Here is a 17,190-nt window from a genome sequence, read left to right as displayed (position 1 = left end):
TTATATTTATTTGAATTCTTTTAAAATACCTGTTCATTTTCAAAAGAAAAGACCACTAAACTTTGAGCATTTGCCCAAAATTAGTGGTCTTATAATCTATAATCCCAATAAAAATTTAATTAAGAATCCAACCACGATTGATACACCAATCGCAAAGAAACCTGGAATAATAAAACTTGTTGCACGCGTGCGTCCGGTCTCATCTAGATTAACTGCAAATAATAATGTTGGCTGTGCTGGAATGACGAAATTGACATTAAGCGTTTGGACCATTGCAATGAAATACATTGGTGGAATACCCATACTCATGACAATCGGCACCATAATGGAGGCTGTTGCAGTTTGCGAGATAACGATCATTGCCACTATGGCAACTAAGACAATGACTAGCCAAGGTATAGATTGAATTGTTTGTCCAATATCGTCTTGTATAATTTTTAAATTTTGCGGTGCATTAAATACAGTAGCACCTAACCAACCTGGGCCAAGTACTGCAAAGAGTGCACCAATAGCTGATTGCGCAATATTAGATGACAATATATCACTCGTGTTAATCTTCATCATTAATAAATTAATTGCAACACTCAAATACATAAAGAATTGGACGATTTCCGTCATAGTTACTTTAACTTGTTCACCATCAACATTAAATGAAGGCATTAAATTTGGAAAAATACCAAAAGTTAATATACCTGCAACACATAATAAAAATCCAACTACGCCTAATTTGGTTTTCGTTGTAAATGATTGTTTGACTGGCACTTCAGGCGTATGTGCAATTTCACTTGCAGTGACCGTTGTCTTACGACCAACAAATGTACAAAAGACACTCAACATTAGCATCGTAATAATCGCTGTAGGTAATACAATACTTAAATATTGTCCCATTGATATATGATAACCAGCCATTACTGATATGATATAAGCTGTTGCCGATGCTGCAGGACTACATAATAAGGCTAAATTTGCAGTCAAAACAGATGCGGTGAGTGGTCGTTTAGGTTGGATATTTGCTCTAACAGCAGTCTTAGCAATAATAGGTTCTAAAGATAAAGCAATATTTGCGGTACCTACACCAAATACAAACAGAAAGACAATCATTGGTGCGATAAAAATAATGGATTTCGGGAAACGCTCGATAATTTTAGAAGCAAGAAAGACTAAATAGTCTATTCCTCCCGTAGCTTGTAAAGTACCACCTGCGATACCAATAGATAAAATGATTAAAACTGCAGTGACAGGCGCTGAACCTGGAGGCAACTGAAAACCAAAAATCATAATGAGTTGTGCCACAATGGCGAAGATACCACACCCTAATGCACCAGCTGTGCGAAGCCCTAATATAATAGCCAGTATCATTATGATGATTTCTACTACAAACAGTAGCATGATGAAAGCTCCTAACTTTTCTGAAAATTATTGTGATTTTTTTAACATACATAGTTTATCACTTGCAGATGCTAAAAGTATAGAATTGAAGAAAAATTGAGATATTAAATGTAAATAAAATGTGAACATTCAACCTTACTATTCAATTTATTTCTCATCAATTTCAATTTAAAAAACCTTGAAAGTATGCTTGATATAGCATCTTCCAAGGGTTTTATAATCATTATTTCTCACGATGATTTATATGCTCATCTTTAAGCGTTCCTTCTTTAGTTGGTGCCTCTTCATAGTCACCATCTACACCTTTATCATCAGTATGACCTTTTGCCATTTCTAAATTTTTCTCAGTTTCTTTTCGTTTTTCTTTTTTAGAGCGTTTATCATATGCTCGTTCTTCTAATAATGAACCCCAAATGAGGCCACAAATAATCGCAATAGTTACAATAGCAATTAGAGCTAATATAATCCACTTAATTACATCAAACGTCATCTCTACTCACCCTCCTTCACAATTAAACATAATATTCTTTAAGTATTCTTTTTCTTTTTATTATGTTTCCCTTTATGCTTGGGCTTCAATCACACGAAGACCTATCTTGTCACAGTCTTTTCTCAAAAGAAAAAACCACGACTCCGCATGATAAGGAATCGTGGTTAAAAGTTATTTCAAATTATGAAATGTAGTTGTATGAACCAGCTTGGCTAGCTGAGATTGTACGTGATGAAACGACACCAGGTCCACCATTATAGTTCATTTCTGAAACTTTAACTGAACCATCATCGTTTACACTTTCAACGTATGCAACGTGACCGTATGCACCTTGAGATGTTTGCATTACTGCACCTGCTTTAGGTGTGTTATTAACTGTGTAGCCATCTGCAGCTGCTGCAGTTGCCCAGTTATTTGCATTACCCCAAGTGCTACCAATTTTACCGCCTACTTTGTCATATACATAATACGTACATTGACCTGCAGTGTAAAGGTTTGAACCTCCACTTGATTTACCAGCTAATGCTTCGCTACTAGAACTTGAACTAGTTGATTGTGTAGTTGGTGCGTTTTGAGTTGTGACTTTAACGTTACGATCTGAAGTTGAATAACTAGCACCTAAACCACCGCCAGCATTATTGTTTGCTGTGTATGATTGAGTGCTTTGGTTTGATTGATTGTTATTGTAATTATAGCTATAGTTATTGTTTGATTGAGTATTGTTTACTGCTTGGTTGCCAGTGTTTTGTTGACCACCTTGTTGAGCTTGAGATGGGCTCCAGTTACCTTGCCATTCATAATGATAATTACCTTGTTGGTCAATTGTGTAAGTGTAACTATATGAATATGGGTCATTAGGGTTATATCCATTATTAATTTCCGCTGCGTCTGCATCTTGATGTGCTAATCCGAATGTTGCAATACCTGCTGTTGCGATTGTAGCTGTAGCGATCTTTTTCATAATAAAATATCCTCCTAGAATGTTTAAAGCTTATTTTTTCTCGTGGCTACCTGCAATTGACATATTAGAAATTTCAAATCAATTTGATTCAAAATAGTTTTAAGAAATTTTTTCCTCGTTAAATAACGACAAGACATACTCTAACAGACACACAAGGGTTTGTGTGGAATGTTAAGGGTTTGTAAATGAATCATAATAATTTTACTTTGCATGTAATAAACATAGACTTATATTACAATTATAAAAACACTTCTATGACAGTGCTTATACTATATTAATCAACAGTGTATATACTCGACTTGTAAAATATCTGATAATTTTAAAGATGTTTTATTTCATGTAAAGTGGGAAGTATGAAGCGTTTTCAAAGTTTGGCGAGGATATTTTGAAAGTATTTTTTATAATAATAATGATAAAAATCGAATCCCCCTTATAAGACATCAGCGACATGCTTATAAGAAGGAATATGAGTTTAATTATTCAATTTAGATCTTTTAACAACGTACTATATCGAGTCATTTAGATTGTAACTGTACCTATTAATACTGCTATGCCCAGTAGCACAATCGCAAATCCCCAGATCCAAAAGAATGCATATTTAATATATGTACCCATGTTTGCCTCAGCGAGACCAATAGCTAACCATAGTGCAGGAGAGAACGGGCTTACAAATGTTCCTACAATATTACCGATTACCATTGAATATGCTGTTGAAACTGGATTAATACCAAATTGACTTGCAGTTTGTTCTACTATAGGAAGTAACGCGAAATAATACGCATCTGTACTTGTAAGTAAATCAAGTGGAACGCCAAAGAAACCGACAATGATATGTAAATATGGTCCAACGGCATCAGGAATGATCTTAATGAAATTTAAAGCAATTGACTTTAACATACCTGTTTCTTCTAAAACACCTAAGAACATACCTGCTGCTATAATAACTGCGGCCATCATTAATGCATTTGGTGCATGTGCCTTAAGACGGTTCATTTGCTCATCCACATTTGGGAAGTTAATCACTAATGCAATTGCAACACCAATCATAAAAGCAAATTCAGGCGGGGCAACGTTAGCTAACATCATAACTAAAACGATAATCGTCAATAGTACATTGGCCCAAATTACCCAACCATGTTTGAACGCGCGTCCTCTTACAGGAAACTTAATGTCTTGATCTCGTTCGTAATTTTTCACAAGTCGATGAATATCAATGTTTAATGTAGGTTCTACTTCACCGTTATCGATTGCCTTCTTAATTCGTTTCTTTTCCCTAAACCCTAAATAAGTTGCGAAGATAAGTACTAACACGAAGCCAATCAATTGTACTGGAATGATGCCATACCATAATTCATTAACACTTTTCACTTTCAATACAGAAGCAACACGCGCCATTGGTCCGCCCCAAGGCACCATATTCATAATCGCGGCACTAATTGCTAGTAAAAGAATTAATAAGTATTTGTTCATGTTTAAAGCTTTATATAGTGGCAATAATGCAGGAATTGATAATAAGAAAGTGACAGCACCTGCACCATCTAATTGTGCAAACATACCAATCAATGCTGTGACAATACAAACAATGACTACATTACCGCGAGTCATTAATATAAGTCGTTTGACAATAGGTTTGAACAGGCCACTGTCAGTCATAATGCCAAAGAATATAATTGCAAAGATAAACATGATGACTACGCTCATCACAGATCCTAAACCACTATTAAAGAATTTAACTAAATCTTTAATGCCGTATCCTAATAGCAAAGCACCAATACTAGGAATTAAAATCATACCGACGACTGGACTAATCTTTTTTGCAATTAAAAGTCCAACAATTGAGCCGATAATGATTATCCCCATTATTGTTAACCACATACTATCCCCTTGCATGTGAATTCCCCCTTATATCGTAATACGCTCTCCATTTATATAGAAAACGTTTTCATAATTTTATCAAAAATCTGACTTTAATTTAAGACGATATGCAAAAAAAGCGTGTTATCAATCAATAAAAGGACTGACAACACGCAGAATACTTTTAAATAATTTCTTTATTCTTCAAATATTCGATAATAGTACTTACTGATTCTTCTACACTTTGATGTTCTGTATTAATCGTAATTTCTGGTTGATGTGGTGCCTCATATGGCGCACTTATACCAGTAAATTCCTTAATTTCACCAGAGCGTGCTTTTTTATAAAGACCTTTAGGATCACGTTGTTCACATGCTTCCACGCTACACTCTGTGTAAACTTCAATGAATTCTCCATCTTCTAAAATTTCACGAACTTCATCACGATCAGCTCTGTAAGGCGAAATAAATGCTGTTATAGCAATTGTTCCCGCATCTACAAGTAATTTACTTACTTCACCAATGCGTCGAATATTTTCCTTACGGTCTTCTGGACTAAAGCCTAAATTCTTGTTTAAACCATGTCTTACATTATCGCCGTCTAATCGATAAGAATGCTTTCCTAATTGGAACAAAGCTTTTTCAAGTTCTACTGATACAGTTGATTTTCCAGATCCTGATAATCCTGTAAACCATATCACTACACTTTTATGACCGTTTCGTTGTTGTCTATCTGACTTAGTAACTTCAGAATCATGCCATGTAATATTACTTGATTGACTCATGCTAAATCCCTCCGAATTAATTTTGTTTTAACCCTTTGATTAAGACTTCAGCTACTTCAGGTCTAGAGAATTTTGTAGGTAGTGATTCACCATTTCTTAATTTTTCTCTTACTTTAGTACCACTTAAATGTACATGCTCTGATGCGTCGTGTGGGCATGTTTTAGCAGTAGCCATGTTGCCACATTTTTCACAATAAAATGCATGTTCAAATTTCAATATTTGAATATCTAGTTCATCTTCAAATTGAGAAATTAATTCTTGTGCTTCATACGTGCCGTAATAATCGCCCACACCTGCATGGTCACGTCCAACAATGAAATGCGTACAACCATAGTTTTTACGTACTGTGGCATGTAGAATTGCTTCACGTGGACCAGCATAACGCATTGCCGCAGGATAAATGACTAAGCGCGCTCTATCTTTAGGGAAGTAGTTCTTTAAGATAGCTTGATAACTTTCCATACGAACGTCCGCTGGAATATCATCTGATTTCGTTTCTCCTACTAATGGATTAAGTAAAAGACCATCTACAATTTCTAATGCAGATTTTTGGATATATTCATGCGCACGATGTACAGGATTTCTTGTTTGGAATCCAACGACAGTCTTCCATCCTAAATCATGGAATAATTGACGTGTTTCTGCTGGGTCTAAATGGAAATCAGAGAACTCATCATGTTTAGGTCGATTAATTAATTGAATCGGTCCAGCAAGGTAAACATTCCCTTTGTCATAAACTTTTTTAACACCTGGATGCGCCTCGTCACTCGTACCATACACATTTTGAGCTTCTTTTTTCTTATCATATGTGTACTTTTCTTCTAATTTCAATGTGCCGTATAATTCGCCATCTTCACCGTATAATGCGATGTCATCACCGATTTCTAATTTATCCGCTTCTTCTTCAGAAACAGGTAGCGTAATCGGAATACTCCACACTAATCCATTTTCAAGATGTGTATCTTCAACAACTTTAGTGTAGTCAGCCTCACCCATAAATCCTGTTAACGGACTAAAACCACCAATACCGATTAATTCTAAGTCAGAAATTGACCAAGGATTTAAAGTAATCACTTTATATGATTGTGCTGCTTCTAAAAGATGATCTCTTTCTTCACCTTCTACTACGCGGTTAATTAATGTACCACCATGTGGTTTAATCGTATAATTAATAATCTGTTCATGTGTTGTCATTATTGATAACTCCTTTTCCAATTAATTAGATTAGTTTACTCGGCTTTATTTTCAAGAAAAAGACAATTTTTTGTTGCGAATCACAGTGATAATAACAAGTATCACAATCGCACAAATAATTGCGAATCTTACAATATTTGAAATTGTGTCATCGTGTACGAAATAAGTCATTAATGCATTGCTATTTGTGAAGATGATTAAGCCACCAACACAAATGGCTAAAATATTAATTGGTAATATCTTTGTTAAATATGCAGAGATAGGCGCTGCAATCATACCGCCGACACTTAACGCAATAACAAACCACCAATTAATCTGAGTAATACCTAAGAAGATGATGAAACTCAATGACGTTGATAATGTTACAAAAAACTCACTCGCCGATACAGTACCAATTGCATATCGTGGTTGGATCTTATGACTAGCCAATAATAAAGGTGTATTTACTGGTCCCCAGCCACCTCCACCAATTGCATCTAAGAATCCGGCGATAGCACCTTGAGGCACAAGTTTGAAACCACTCAACTTACCAACATGTGTATGAATTTCTCTATTTCTTTTAAATAAAAATTGATACAAAATATATATACCCATTGAAAGTAAGAACAATGCGATATATGGCTTAATATAATCTCCATGTATTTGTGTAAGTAGACCTGCACCAATAAATCCACTTATAGCACCTGGAATAGCTAACTTTAACATGGTGGGCTTATGCACATTCTCAAATTTCCAATGTGATGTTCCTGATGCAGCAGTCGTAGCTATTTCTGAAAAATGTACAGTCGCCGATACAATGGCCGGTGCAATCCCATAAGTTAATAATATTGATGATGATGAGGCACCGAATCCCATGCCAAGTGAACCATCAACAAGTTGGGCTAAAAAACCAGCTAATGCAAATATAAATAATTTTCTCATATATCACATGCCCCCTGACATTAAACTTGTGATTGAAGCCATCGCTTGAATTCTTTTTGTTTCTCCTCATCCAAATAGTCCTCAGATAATACATGTTGTAATAACGCTTGCTTTCTAGATGGCTCTATCGTTGATGCTTTAATAAGTTGTCTACTTTCATATAAAAAATCGATATAACTTTCATAACGTTCATCGTAGGTATCTTGCAATGTCGATATAATTTGTCGACCTAGTTTAGGACTTGCACCATCTGTAGATACACTAATAGTCAATTTGCCACGTCTAAGCATACTAGGAAACGTCACATTCCCCGCAGAAGCATCTGCAGCGTGATTTAATAATGTACCTTCTGACAAACTATCTTTAACATGTTGATTTACCTCTGGTTGATTTGTCGCAATAATAACTAGAAATGCGTGACTAATATCTTGTGGTTCAAACATTTTTTCAGCCCAAGTCAATCGCTGTTGCTGAAATAAAGTATGTAATTCTTTGGTGATTGAAGGACTAACAATATGAACATGAGAACAGTATTCAACTAATGACTTTGCTCGTCGAGTTGCTACCTTCCCACCACCAACAATGACAATCTTTTTATTTTGTAAATCAATCATAAGTGGCATATTGCTCATATTGTATCCTCCTTTTATGATTATTCTTTCTTATTTTTTAATAATTAAGGTAAGGTCATTTCTAAATCCGTAGTTTGTTCTTTAAACCAACTTATTTTTTGTCGCATTTGGACAACATCGCCAATAATAATCATAGCAGGATTTTTTATTTCTGACGCTTTTTCAACGATGTTACCTAACGTACCATCAATTGTTTTTTGAGAAGTCGTCGTTCCTAAATGAACAAGTGCGACAGGCGTGTCTATTGATTTACCATGTTCAATAAGTAGGTCACAAATTTCTGGTAATCGTTTAACACCCATATAAACACAAAGTGTTTCTGGACCATGCGCTAAATGTGCCCAATAATCATCTTTAGACATACCAGGTTTATTAACTGCTGTCACAAAAGCAACTGACGAACTATAATCTCTGTGCGTGACAGGAATGCCTGCATAAGCTGGTGCAGCAATACCCGAAGTGATACCAGGCACAATTTCAAATGCAATCTTATGTTGCGCCAAGATTTCTGCCTCTTCACCACCTCGCCCAAAGACAAACGGGTCACCACCTTTTAAACGAGTGATAACATGACCTTTTTTCGCTAAATTAACCAACATTCGATTCGTTTCTTCTTGCGGTAATGAATGTCTATTCGGGTCTTTGCCACAATAAAAGAACTTTGTCCCCGGTTTAGCTAAATCTAAAATGTCTTTATTGACTAGGCGATCATATAAAATCACATCTGACATTTGAATGGCTTTCATACCTTTGATAGTTAATAAATCAGGATCACCAGGTCCTGCTCCTACTAAATACACTTTCCCCATGTTGTCACCCCCGTTTAAAACAACTTATCTCAAACTTTAACTATGGAAGTCTTGTCCTCCATGAACTTTAGCAACAACACCTGAACGTATGACAAAGTCACCAAAATGCTCACCTTCAAGACGTTCTTTACCATAATCCATAAGAATTGGACGTAGACTTTCAAGTATTTCTTGTTCTCCGATATTCTCTTTGTACAATTTATTTAAGCGTTCACCTTTGAAGCCACCGCCTAAATACATATTATATTTACCAGGTGCTTTACCTATAAATGCAATTTCTGCAAGTGCTGGTCTAGCACAACCATTTGGGCACCCAGTCATACGGATTGTGATTTCTTCATCATCCACACCCGCTTCATCTAATAAATCTTCAATCTTAGAGATTAATGATGGTAAATAACGTTCTGACTCAGCCATCGCTAATCCACATGTTGGGAACGCGACACATGCCATTGAATTGCGTCTTAATCCTGTATAATTTTTACCATCTGTTAAACCATACTGATCGATAAGATTTTGAATTTCTTCTTTTTTCTCTGAAGTTACATTTGCAATAATTAAATTTTGGTTTGGAGATAATCTGAAGTCGCCCGTATGTGTTTCTGCAATTTTTCGTAATGCCGTTTTTAATTGATAATCTTCTGTGTCTTTAACACGTCCATTTTGAATGAATAAAGTATAATTCCAAACACCTTTGTCGCCCTCTATCCAACCTAGACGATCGCCATTATGTTCGAATTCAAAATCACGTGGTTCTTCAATTTCCCAACCTAAACGTGAATTTAGTTCTTCAACAACTTTATCCACACCTAAGCGGTCAACTGTATATTTGAATCGTGCGTTCTTACGGTTCTCACGATTACCATAATCGCGTTGAATTGTTAAGATTTTCTCACAAACATCAACGACTTGTTCTTTAGGAACGAAACCAGCTAAACGACCAACTTGTGGGTACGTATCTGTATTTCCGTGCGTCATACCCATACCGCCACCAACTGTGACATTAAATCCGACGAGTGTTTCATCTTCAACGATACCGATAAGTCCGATGTCTTGTGAATAGACATCAATATCATTAGATGGTGGTAAGGCGATACCAATTTTAAACTTACGTGGTAAATATTTCTTACCATACATTGGTTCAATTTCTTCTGAAGAATCTAATACTTTCTCTCCATCTAACCAAATTTCATGATAGGCATTGGTCTTAGGTAATAGATGGTCACTGATTTTAGTTGCATAATCATTAATCTCTTTATGAATATGAGATTGATATGGATTAGGATTACACATTGTATTACGATTCACGTCCCCACATGCCGCAATCGTATCAAGTACAGACTCATTAATTTTCTTCATAGATGTTTTTAAATTTCTTTTTAAAATGCCGTGAAATTGGAAAGTCTGACGTGTAGTTAATTTCAACGTTTGGTTGGCATAATTATTAGAAATGTCATCCATGGCAATCCATTGTTCAGGTGTAGCTGTTCCTCCTGGTAGACGCACGCGAATCATAAAGCTGTAAGCTGGTTCTAATTTCTGCTTGCAACGTTCGTCACGTAAATCTCTATCATCTTGTTGGTAGCTACCATGGAATTTCAATAATTTAGTGTCATCATCTGAAATAGCACCAGTAAGTGGGTCTGCTAAGCCTTGCTCGATTGTCCCACGTAAATAATTACTTTCGTCTTTTAAATACTCTAAAGCATCTAGCTTCTTATCAAGTTCTTCTGACATTTGCTTATTTGTCTTAGCCATTAAGTACCACCCTTTCTATTAGTACACATCGCGTTGGTAACGTTTATCTTTCTTCATTTGTTTAAGGTAGGCTTCAGCATCTTCTTCAGATAATTTTTGTTCTTTCACTAAAACATTGCGGATAGCTTGATGTACATCTTTCGCCATATGTTTTTCATCACCACAAATGTAAATCGAAGCACCTTTTTGAAGCCATTCATTAAATTCTTTACTATGTTCAGCAATACGATGTTGGACGTATACTTTTTCATCCGTGTCTCTTGAGAATGCAACATCCATTTTACCTAACACGCCGTCTTTCAACCATTCTTGCCATTCCGTTTGATATAGGAAGTCTGTTGTAAAGTGTTGATCACCAAAGAATAACCAAGTATTACCTTTAAATCCATGTTCTTCTCTTTCTTGCATGTATGCTCTAAATGGTGCAACTCCTGTACCAGGTCCAATCATAATAACTGGTGTGTCACCCTCTTTAGGGAATTTGAAGTTTGGATTGCGTTTCAAGTAAATTGGAACAGTGTCACCTGGTTGAATACGTTCAGCAAATTGAACTGAACATACACCTGAACGGTCACGTCCGTGTGAGTTATATCTAACAGCACCAACTGTAATATGCACTTCATCAGGTAACGCTTCATAACTACTAGATATTGAATATTCTCTAGGTGGTAATTTTCTTAATAATTGATATAAATTTTCTGGTTGAAGTTCTGTTGTCGCAAAGTCATTTAATAAGTCGATTAAGTCACGACCTTCAATGTAACTTTGAACCCATTCATTATCTTCAACTTTTTCGTTAAGTTCTTCATTTTCAAAGAATGAAGCCGCATTGATAAGAAGCGGTTTCGTTAACTTCGTAATTTCAAAATGAGTTGTTAAGGCTTCTTCTAATCCTAATGTATCCCCCTCATCTGAAAGTTGAACTTGATCATTCGGATCCCAACCTAATGTGCTAATTAATAAATCAACTAAAGCTGGGTCATTTTGAGGTAGAACGACTAAACAGTCTCCTACTTCATAATCTTCACCGAAATTATCTAATAAGAATTCAATATGTCGCGTTTCTTTATTAGAACCTTGTCCATTAAGGTTAATGTTCTCTAGAACTTCTGCTTGATATGGATTAGCTTTAGAGAATTTCTTTTCTTTCGCAGATTTAATTGATTCACTTACAATTTGTTCATTTTGAGTGCCTTCTGGTGCAGTATCAATCGCATTGATTACATTTGCCATCCACTTTTCAGCATCTTCTTCATAATCAACGTCGCAATCCACACGATCATATATACGTTCTGCACCTAATTCATCTAGCTTTCTATCAAAGTCACGACCTGTTTGACAGAAGTATTCATACGTTTGATCCCCTAATGCTAGAACTGAGAATCTCACACCTTCAAGTTTAGGTGCCTTACGACCATGAATGAACTCATGCAATTCAGCTGCATTATCAGGTGGATCCCCTTCACCTTGAGTAGAAGTGATAATGAATAAATCTTCAACATTTTTTAGATTCTTAGGTTTAAAGTCGTCCATTGCTTTTAATGTCACGTTATGACCTATATTTGATAAGCGTTCTTCAAATATTTCAGCTAACCCTTGTGCATTTCCTGTTTCGGAACCATATAAAAGTGTAATTGCTCGTTTTTCCGGCGTGATGACAGGCTCGTTTTGTTGAAGCATCGCTTCTGTGCCTTCAGTTAGACCATTTGCATTTGTTGAACTTGAACCTGTTTGTGATGGTACAGTTCCATTTGACGTCAATTGTTGATTAGCAACTAAGTATCCACTTAACCATACCTTTTGTTCAGGTGTAAGTGTTTGTATGAGTTCATTAATTTGTGCCGCTTGTCCTTCTGTAAAAGGACTATTTGTAACACTTAAATTCAATTGTATCCACCTCTTATTCCGTAAAATAACAATCATTTTATAAAAGCTTTATACTACTTTTATTATGTAAGAAATATGTCCGTCTGTACACTATTGTCGGACATATTATAAAGGTTTTTCTCAAAACATATCAGAATACTATGTTTTATAGTTAAAAAATTTTATCCAAACGCATTATGGTTTATCAGCAACATGTAAGCCACATTCTGTTTTATCGAAATTCGACCAACGTCCTGCTCTAGAATCCTCTGAGTCAAATACAGGAGCGGTACATGGGATACAACCAATACTAGGATAATGTTGATCATGTAATGCATTATAAGGTAAATCATGTTTCTTAATATAGTCCCAAACTTCATCTTCCGTCCAGTAAATTAAAGGACATACTTTCACTGATTTGAAACGCTCATCTTTATTAATAAAGTTCGTATTTGCACGTGTTGGTGATTGGTCTCGACGTAAACCTGAAACCCAAGCAACAGCGCCACCTAGCACTTCTTCTAAAGGTTTAATCTTTCTTATATAACAGCATTGATTAGGATTATTCTTCCACAATGCCGGATTATATTTGTCCGCTTGTTCCTCAAGCGTTAAATCAGGTTTCTTCATTTCAATACGAAGTTTTGGAAAGTGTTCTTTCACTCTATCTATCAAGTCATACGTTTCTTGGAAATGTAAATCCGTATCTAGAAAGACAATTTGTGCATCTGGCTTAATTTGGTAAATCAAATCAATTAAAACCATACTTTCCGCACCAAAACTACATGAATAAACAATGGAATCACCATATGTGCGATACGCCCATTCTAATATTTCATAAGCGCCTTTAGTTGCATCGTCAGTAGAAATAGAATCAATGAAAGGGTCATCTTCAAAATTCTCATACGTAATTGTCGGTACTGACATAAACTTATGGTCCCCCCTAAAATTTCACAAATTTATTAATCTAATACCTATCAGAATTGTCAGAATAATATGTTACTACTTTATCGAGATTTTGCTATAAAGTCAAGGTTCTGAGGAGAATTATATAAAGAAGGAGGAGTAGGACATTGTTTCCATTTTGCATCCGCCACACTCCCTAAACGTTTCAACTTTTCACTAGTAATGATTCTCTGGAATACACTGAATCAAAGCAATTTTACCATTCTTTGTAGTTACTAAAATTTCAAATCCATTATTTTTCACAGTATTATAAGTATAACTTTCAGCATCATTATTTTTATCATAATCACTGTATTTATCAATAAATGTTTGTTCATCAACATTCAAAGGTGCTACACCAATCTCACGAACTACTTCTTTATTACCTTTCAATTCATAGGCCACTGCTAAATTTCCATAAATGGTATAAAGATAATCCATCTCTGTTTTATGAAAGACACGATTTGAACTTCCGTACCGTTTCTCCACTTCCGCTCTAGTCATGCCAGGTTTGATTCCCATGTAAGAATCCCTTGTATCCTTTTGCATAAATGACTTATGGAAATCCTCACTCATAACATCAATTTTAGGTGCTTGTGAATGAGTTGCATCTTTGTCTTTTTCATCTTCACTTTGTTTCGATTTTTGCTTTTCTGCTTTAATAGGATCGTTAGACACTTTACCTTCTTCTGTTGTGTCTTTATCTTTCTTCACATGGGTCGTCGTTGTCGCAGTTTGTTTTGGCTGTTCCTCTTCTTTTAAAAAGAAATGATAATAAGCAAAACAACAACTGACTATAATACCAATAACGACTAAGCCGACTAATATAAATGGCCAAATGCTTGTCTTACGCTCAGCTACTTCATATTGTGACTCAATTGAATCGCCTTCAAATATGCGTAAATCATTGCCACATTTACTACAAAATCGTTGCTCTTTTAGTTATTTTATTACCACATCTAGGACAAAAATTCATGATATTACCTTCCTTCACTTCATGTTGCTAAATCTAAGTAGTTGTTGTGAATTTAGGTCTCTTATTTATTTTGACACCTACATTATATTTAATTTTAAATTAAGCAGTAACGATTTTCTATAATTTTTTTATATAAATTTACCTAAAAAAATAAAGCCGAAGAAAGCTTAATGCCTCTCGACTTCAATCTCATTATTCTTCACCTTTATCTCTATCATCATATCGCATTTGTTGTCGGTAACCATAAGTACTTTCTTTGATGAGTTGATCATTTAATAATCCGGCACCAATTGCACCCGCAACCGTAGAAATAGATGCAGCAAACCAAGGAATGCTTAGATAGAGATCAATTCCAGCCGGTCCTTTTAACCCTACCTGTTGCCCTAAGAAATCAGATGGTAGTAACACAAGTTCCGCAATTAAAAATAATGTGTAGAGAATAATGTAATAAATGATAATAGCTACAAAGAGCGTCATCACTGTAGTTAAGTTATATAACCATGTAATTCTTTTATTACGACTTTGTTTGACAGATTCCCACAAATCATGAGACATCATAATCCAAAGTAACATACCTAAGACTGCGATAATAGATATTCCAAATAGACGCCACATTGAGAATTCCATACTCATCTGCCACATAGTCGTAAATATTAAGCCAAATGCGCCAGTGGTAAAAGCAATTGCCACAATATTACTAAGGCTTGCCATCATATTAAGTGGATTATTTGCAAATGTCATACCACTCACAAGCCGAACCATTCCCATTGACCTAGTATTGGATAAATAGCGTAAATGATCATTACCTGTTTCATCTAAATGTACTTCAGTTTTATCAATTTTAGATAATGGAAATTGTTTGTTAACTGCATATGTTACATGATTATTGTTATCATAATCATTCTTTTCAGCTTCAGAATGATGCACTTCATTGATTATCGCAACGATGGCGTTCTTAAAACGTTTCTTAACTGGGCGCCAACCAAATGCAGGATAAGAAAAGACAACAGCACCATTCTTCTTATTGATGTCCAGTGCTAACACACGTTCATCATGAAACATAGGTAAATCTGTAATTGCAACGACATAATCCCATTGTCGTTTATCATGATAATCTTGTATCTTTTTAAAAATTTTGCCAACGGATTCTGCGTAGCCTGTCAGAGGATCAACCACGAGATCCACTTTCCAGTCATGTTGGTTGTTATTCTGGTGAGATAAGATGTTCGGAATATCATCCATTAAACTCTCAGCTAATTTTTCTGTAACACCAGGAGCAACAACTAAACCGATTGTTTTAGCTTCATTCATGCGTCATCCTCCTCCCTATGATCTTGTTTTTTACCGTCATACTGTTCATCATCATTACTTTCTTTGTTGGATGAAGATTGTTCCACGTCATGTTGTGATACATCTTGTGATTGTTGTTCTTTCTTCTCTTTTTCCTCTTGTTGTGCTTCTTTATAACGATGATATTGGCGATAAGAATACGTAATTCGACGTATCTTCTCTTCATTCTCTACAGTTGAACCCATTGCACCGGCTAACAACCCGAGCGAAGATACAAACCATAATAATTTCAAATAATTTATAAATGTAAAGTCGGGATTTGCACTCGTCCAACTATTAAATAAACTTACAGGTACAAATAATGAAATACTTATTGATAGTAATAGGTATAAAACTACGTAATTCATCAATGTAATGATGACTAAGGTCAGTAATGTCGTCGCGTTATATACATAGCGATAAACACGTTGAGACTTTGCTGTTTTTCCTTCAAATAACTGATGCGCGTATAATAACCATCCCGCCATACCTAATATAGAAATAATCATTAAGACAATAAATCTTAAGGTTGAATATTGAACACTTAACTCCCATGGCATAGAGAAGATAGAAACATATGTCCCTGTCGCAAATGCAACGGAAATAATCTTCTTAAAATTAAACAAACTCCTCCATGGCTCATTCGCTCGCGTTAAACCTAAAATAAGCTGCAACCATCCTAATATAAAGTAGCGATTAATATAACGTCTTTTCGAACTTTCATCTTCTCGAGGATCAACAGCTTTAGGTTTAATCAGTGGGTGCACTTTGGGGCGCTCTTTCGTATTATTGTGATATAACTGTTCAACTAGTGCTGTCATACTCTTCACTAACTTACGCTCTAAATTAATCCAACCTAACGCAGGTAATGAAAGCATAGAAACTTGCTTTTCACTATTAAAGTCACTAATCACAACTTTATTACCTGAGATACTTGGTAAATCTGTAATACAGATAACGAAATCCCAATCATATTCTTCCTTCAATTCTGCAGCTTTATCTATACTCTCATGTACATCCTCAGCAGATCCTATTAATAAATCGACTTTACTCTCGAAATGCCATTTATCCACATCACTGATCCGTTCATGCAAATGCTGTTGGATCTTTGGTATCGCATTATCGACGAGCTTATGTGCAACGCCTGGCGATGGCACTAATCCAATCGTATAGGTCATGATTAACCTCCTTTCGCTTCTAATATTTGCTAAGTTAACTATTGTTTATTTTTTGAAAAAAGTATTAATTAACGGGGTCAAAATTATGCAATGTTCATTTTAT

General features: G+C 35.4%; 15 protein-coding genes. All 15 read right to left on the bottom strand.

From position 1 onward, the window contains the following. Positions 1–96 precede the first annotated feature (96 nt). On the bottom strand, positions 97–1,389 hold the full coding sequence (locus EQ029_RS01670; RefSeq protein WP_016930657.1) for an anaerobic C4-dicarboxylate transporter family protein: 1,293 nt from the start codon (positions 1,387–1,389) through the stop codon (positions 97–99). A gap of 223 nt (positions 1,390–1,612) precedes the next feature. Next, positions 1,613–1,879 carry a hypothetical protein gene (locus EQ029_RS01665; RefSeq protein WP_011274750.1) on the bottom strand — a complete coding sequence of 89 codons (267 nt, stop codon included), beginning with the start codon at positions 1,877–1,879 and terminating at the stop codon, positions 1,613–1,615. Between the two features lie 181 nt (positions 1,880–2,060). After that, entirely contained in the window at positions 2,061–2,840 is a 780-nt protein-coding gene (locus tag EQ029_RS01660; protein WP_037558324.1) for a CHAP domain-containing protein, read from the bottom strand. Between the two features lie 519 nt (positions 2,841–3,359). After that, positions 3,360–4,730 (bottom strand): CitMHS family transporter, encoded by a 1,371-nt coding sequence (locus EQ029_RS01655; RefSeq protein WP_057504895.1) that lies wholly within the window; start codon positions 4,728–4,730, stop codon positions 3,360–3,362. 148 nt (positions 4,731–4,878) lie between these two features. Beyond that, on the bottom strand, positions 4,879–5,478 hold the full coding sequence (cysC, locus tag EQ029_RS01650; protein WP_057504894.1) for an adenylyl-sulfate kinase: 600 nt from the start codon (positions 5,476–5,478) through the stop codon (positions 4,879–4,881). Positions 5,479–5,494: 16 nt separating this feature from the next. Beyond that, positions 5,495–6,673 (bottom strand): sulfate adenylyltransferase, encoded by a 1,179-nt coding sequence (gene sat / locus EQ029_RS01645; protein WP_057504893.1) that lies wholly within the window; start codon positions 6,671–6,673, stop codon positions 5,495–5,497. A 51-nt stretch (positions 6,674–6,724) separates the two neighbouring features. Then, the gene (locus EQ029_RS01640) at positions 6,725–7,594 is read right to left on the bottom strand and encodes a sulfite exporter TauE/SafE family protein (protein ID WP_011274744.1); all 870 of its coding nucleotides are present in this window, start codon (positions 7,592–7,594) and stop codon (positions 6,725–6,727) included. Positions 7,595–7,614: 20 nt separating this feature from the next. Continuing rightward, entirely contained in the window at positions 7,615–8,226 is a 612-nt protein-coding gene (locus tag EQ029_RS01635; RefSeq protein ID WP_057504892.1) for an NAD(P)-binding protein, read from the bottom strand. A gap of 44 nt (positions 8,227–8,270) precedes the next feature. Beyond that, complete coding sequence (cobA, locus tag EQ029_RS01630; protein ID WP_057504891.1) at positions 8,271–9,035, bottom strand: uroporphyrinogen-III C-methyltransferase; 765 nt, start codon at positions 9,033–9,035, stop codon at positions 8,271–8,273. Positions 9,036–9,071: 36 nt separating this feature from the next. Continuing rightward, complete coding sequence (gene cysI / locus EQ029_RS01625) at positions 9,072–10,793, bottom strand: assimilatory sulfite reductase (NADPH) hemoprotein subunit (RefSeq protein ID WP_057504890.1); 1,722 nt, start codon at positions 10,791–10,793, stop codon at positions 9,072–9,074. Positions 10,794–10,811: 18 nt separating this feature from the next. Further along, on the bottom strand, positions 10,812–12,680 hold the full coding sequence (locus EQ029_RS01620; RefSeq protein ID WP_057504889.1) for an assimilatory sulfite reductase (NADPH) flavoprotein subunit: 1,869 nt from the start codon (positions 12,678–12,680) through the stop codon (positions 10,812–10,814). Positions 12,681–12,854: 174 nt separating this feature from the next. Further along, positions 12,855–13,586, bottom strand: a complete 732-nt coding sequence (locus tag EQ029_RS01615) for a phosphoadenylyl-sulfate reductase (protein WP_033079701.1) — start codon at positions 13,584–13,586, stop codon at positions 12,855–12,857. Positions 13,587–13,781: 195 nt separating this feature from the next. Further along, positions 13,782–14,318 carry a hypothetical protein gene (locus tag EQ029_RS01610; RefSeq protein ID WP_057504888.1) on the bottom strand — a complete coding sequence of 179 codons (537 nt, stop codon included), beginning with the start codon at positions 14,316–14,318 and terminating at the stop codon, positions 13,782–13,784. A 454-nt stretch (positions 14,319–14,772) separates the two neighbouring features. Further along, positions 14,773–15,891 (bottom strand): hypothetical protein, encoded by a 1,119-nt coding sequence (locus EQ029_RS01605; RefSeq protein ID WP_057504851.1) that lies wholly within the window; start codon positions 15,889–15,891, stop codon positions 14,773–14,775. Then, positions 15,888–17,087 carry a hypothetical protein gene (locus EQ029_RS01600; RefSeq protein WP_057504852.1) on the bottom strand — a complete coding sequence of 400 codons (1,200 nt, stop codon included), beginning with the start codon at positions 17,085–17,087 and terminating at the stop codon, positions 15,888–15,890. Before EQ029_RS01600 ends, EQ029_RS01605 begins: the two co-directional genes overlap by 4 nt. Positions 17,088–17,190 lie beyond the last annotated feature (103 nt).

Origin of the sequence: Staphylococcus haemolyticus, assembly GCF_006094395.1 — a bacterium.
GTDB lineage: Bacteria > Bacillota > Bacilli > Staphylococcales > Staphylococcaceae > Staphylococcus > Staphylococcus haemolyticus.
The sequence above is the reverse complement of the archived record's forward strand: the minus strand, read 5'-3'. Positions and strand labels throughout refer to the sequence as shown.

Excerpts from the sequence above, each read along its gene's own strand:
- EQ029_RS01640 (WP_011274744.1), bottom strand. The coding sequence starts at position 7,594 with ATGAGAAAATTATTTATATTTGCATTAGCTGGTTTTTTAGCCCAACTT.
- sat (WP_057504893.1), bottom strand. The coding sequence starts at position 6,673 with ATGACAACACATGAACAGATTATTAATTATACGATTAAACCACATGGT.
- EQ029_RS01635 (WP_057504892.1), bottom strand. The coding sequence starts at position 8,226 with ATGAGCAATATGCCACTTATGATTGATTTACAAAATAAAAAGATTGTC.
- EQ029_RS01600 (WP_057504852.1), bottom strand. The coding sequence starts at position 17,087 with ATGACCTATACGATTGGATTAGTGCCATCGCCAGGCGTTGCACATAAG.
- EQ029_RS01605 (WP_057504851.1), bottom strand. The coding sequence starts at position 15,891 with ATGAATGAAGCTAAAACAATCGGTTTAGTTGTTGCTCCTGGTGTTACA.
- EQ029_RS01660 (WP_037558324.1), bottom strand. The coding sequence starts at position 2,840 with ATGAAAAAGATCGCTACAGCTACAATCGCAACAGCAGGTATTGCAACA.
- EQ029_RS01655 (WP_057504895.1), bottom strand. The coding sequence starts at position 4,730 with ATGCAAGGGGATAGTATGTGGTTAACAATAATGGGGATAATCATTATC.
- EQ029_RS01670 (WP_016930657.1), bottom strand. The coding sequence starts at position 1,389 with ATGCTACTGTTTGTAGTAGAAATCATCATAATGATACTGGCTATTATA.
- EQ029_RS01665 (WP_011274750.1), bottom strand. The coding sequence starts at position 1,879 with ATGACGTTTGATGTAATTAAGTGGATTATATTAGCTCTAATTGCTATT.
- cysC (WP_057504894.1), bottom strand. The coding sequence starts at position 5,478 with ATGAGTCAATCAAGTAATATTACATGGCATGATTCTGAAGTTACTAAG.
- cobA (WP_057504891.1), bottom strand. The coding sequence starts at position 9,035 with ATGGGGAAAGTGTATTTAGTAGGAGCAGGACCTGGTGATCCTGATTTA.
- cysI (WP_057504890.1), bottom strand. The coding sequence starts at position 10,793 with ATGGCTAAGACAAATAAGCAAATGTCAGAAGAACTTGATAAGAAGCTA.
- EQ029_RS01615 (WP_033079701.1), bottom strand. The coding sequence starts at position 13,586 with ATGTCAGTACCGACAATTACGTATGAGAATTTTGAAGATGACCCTTTC.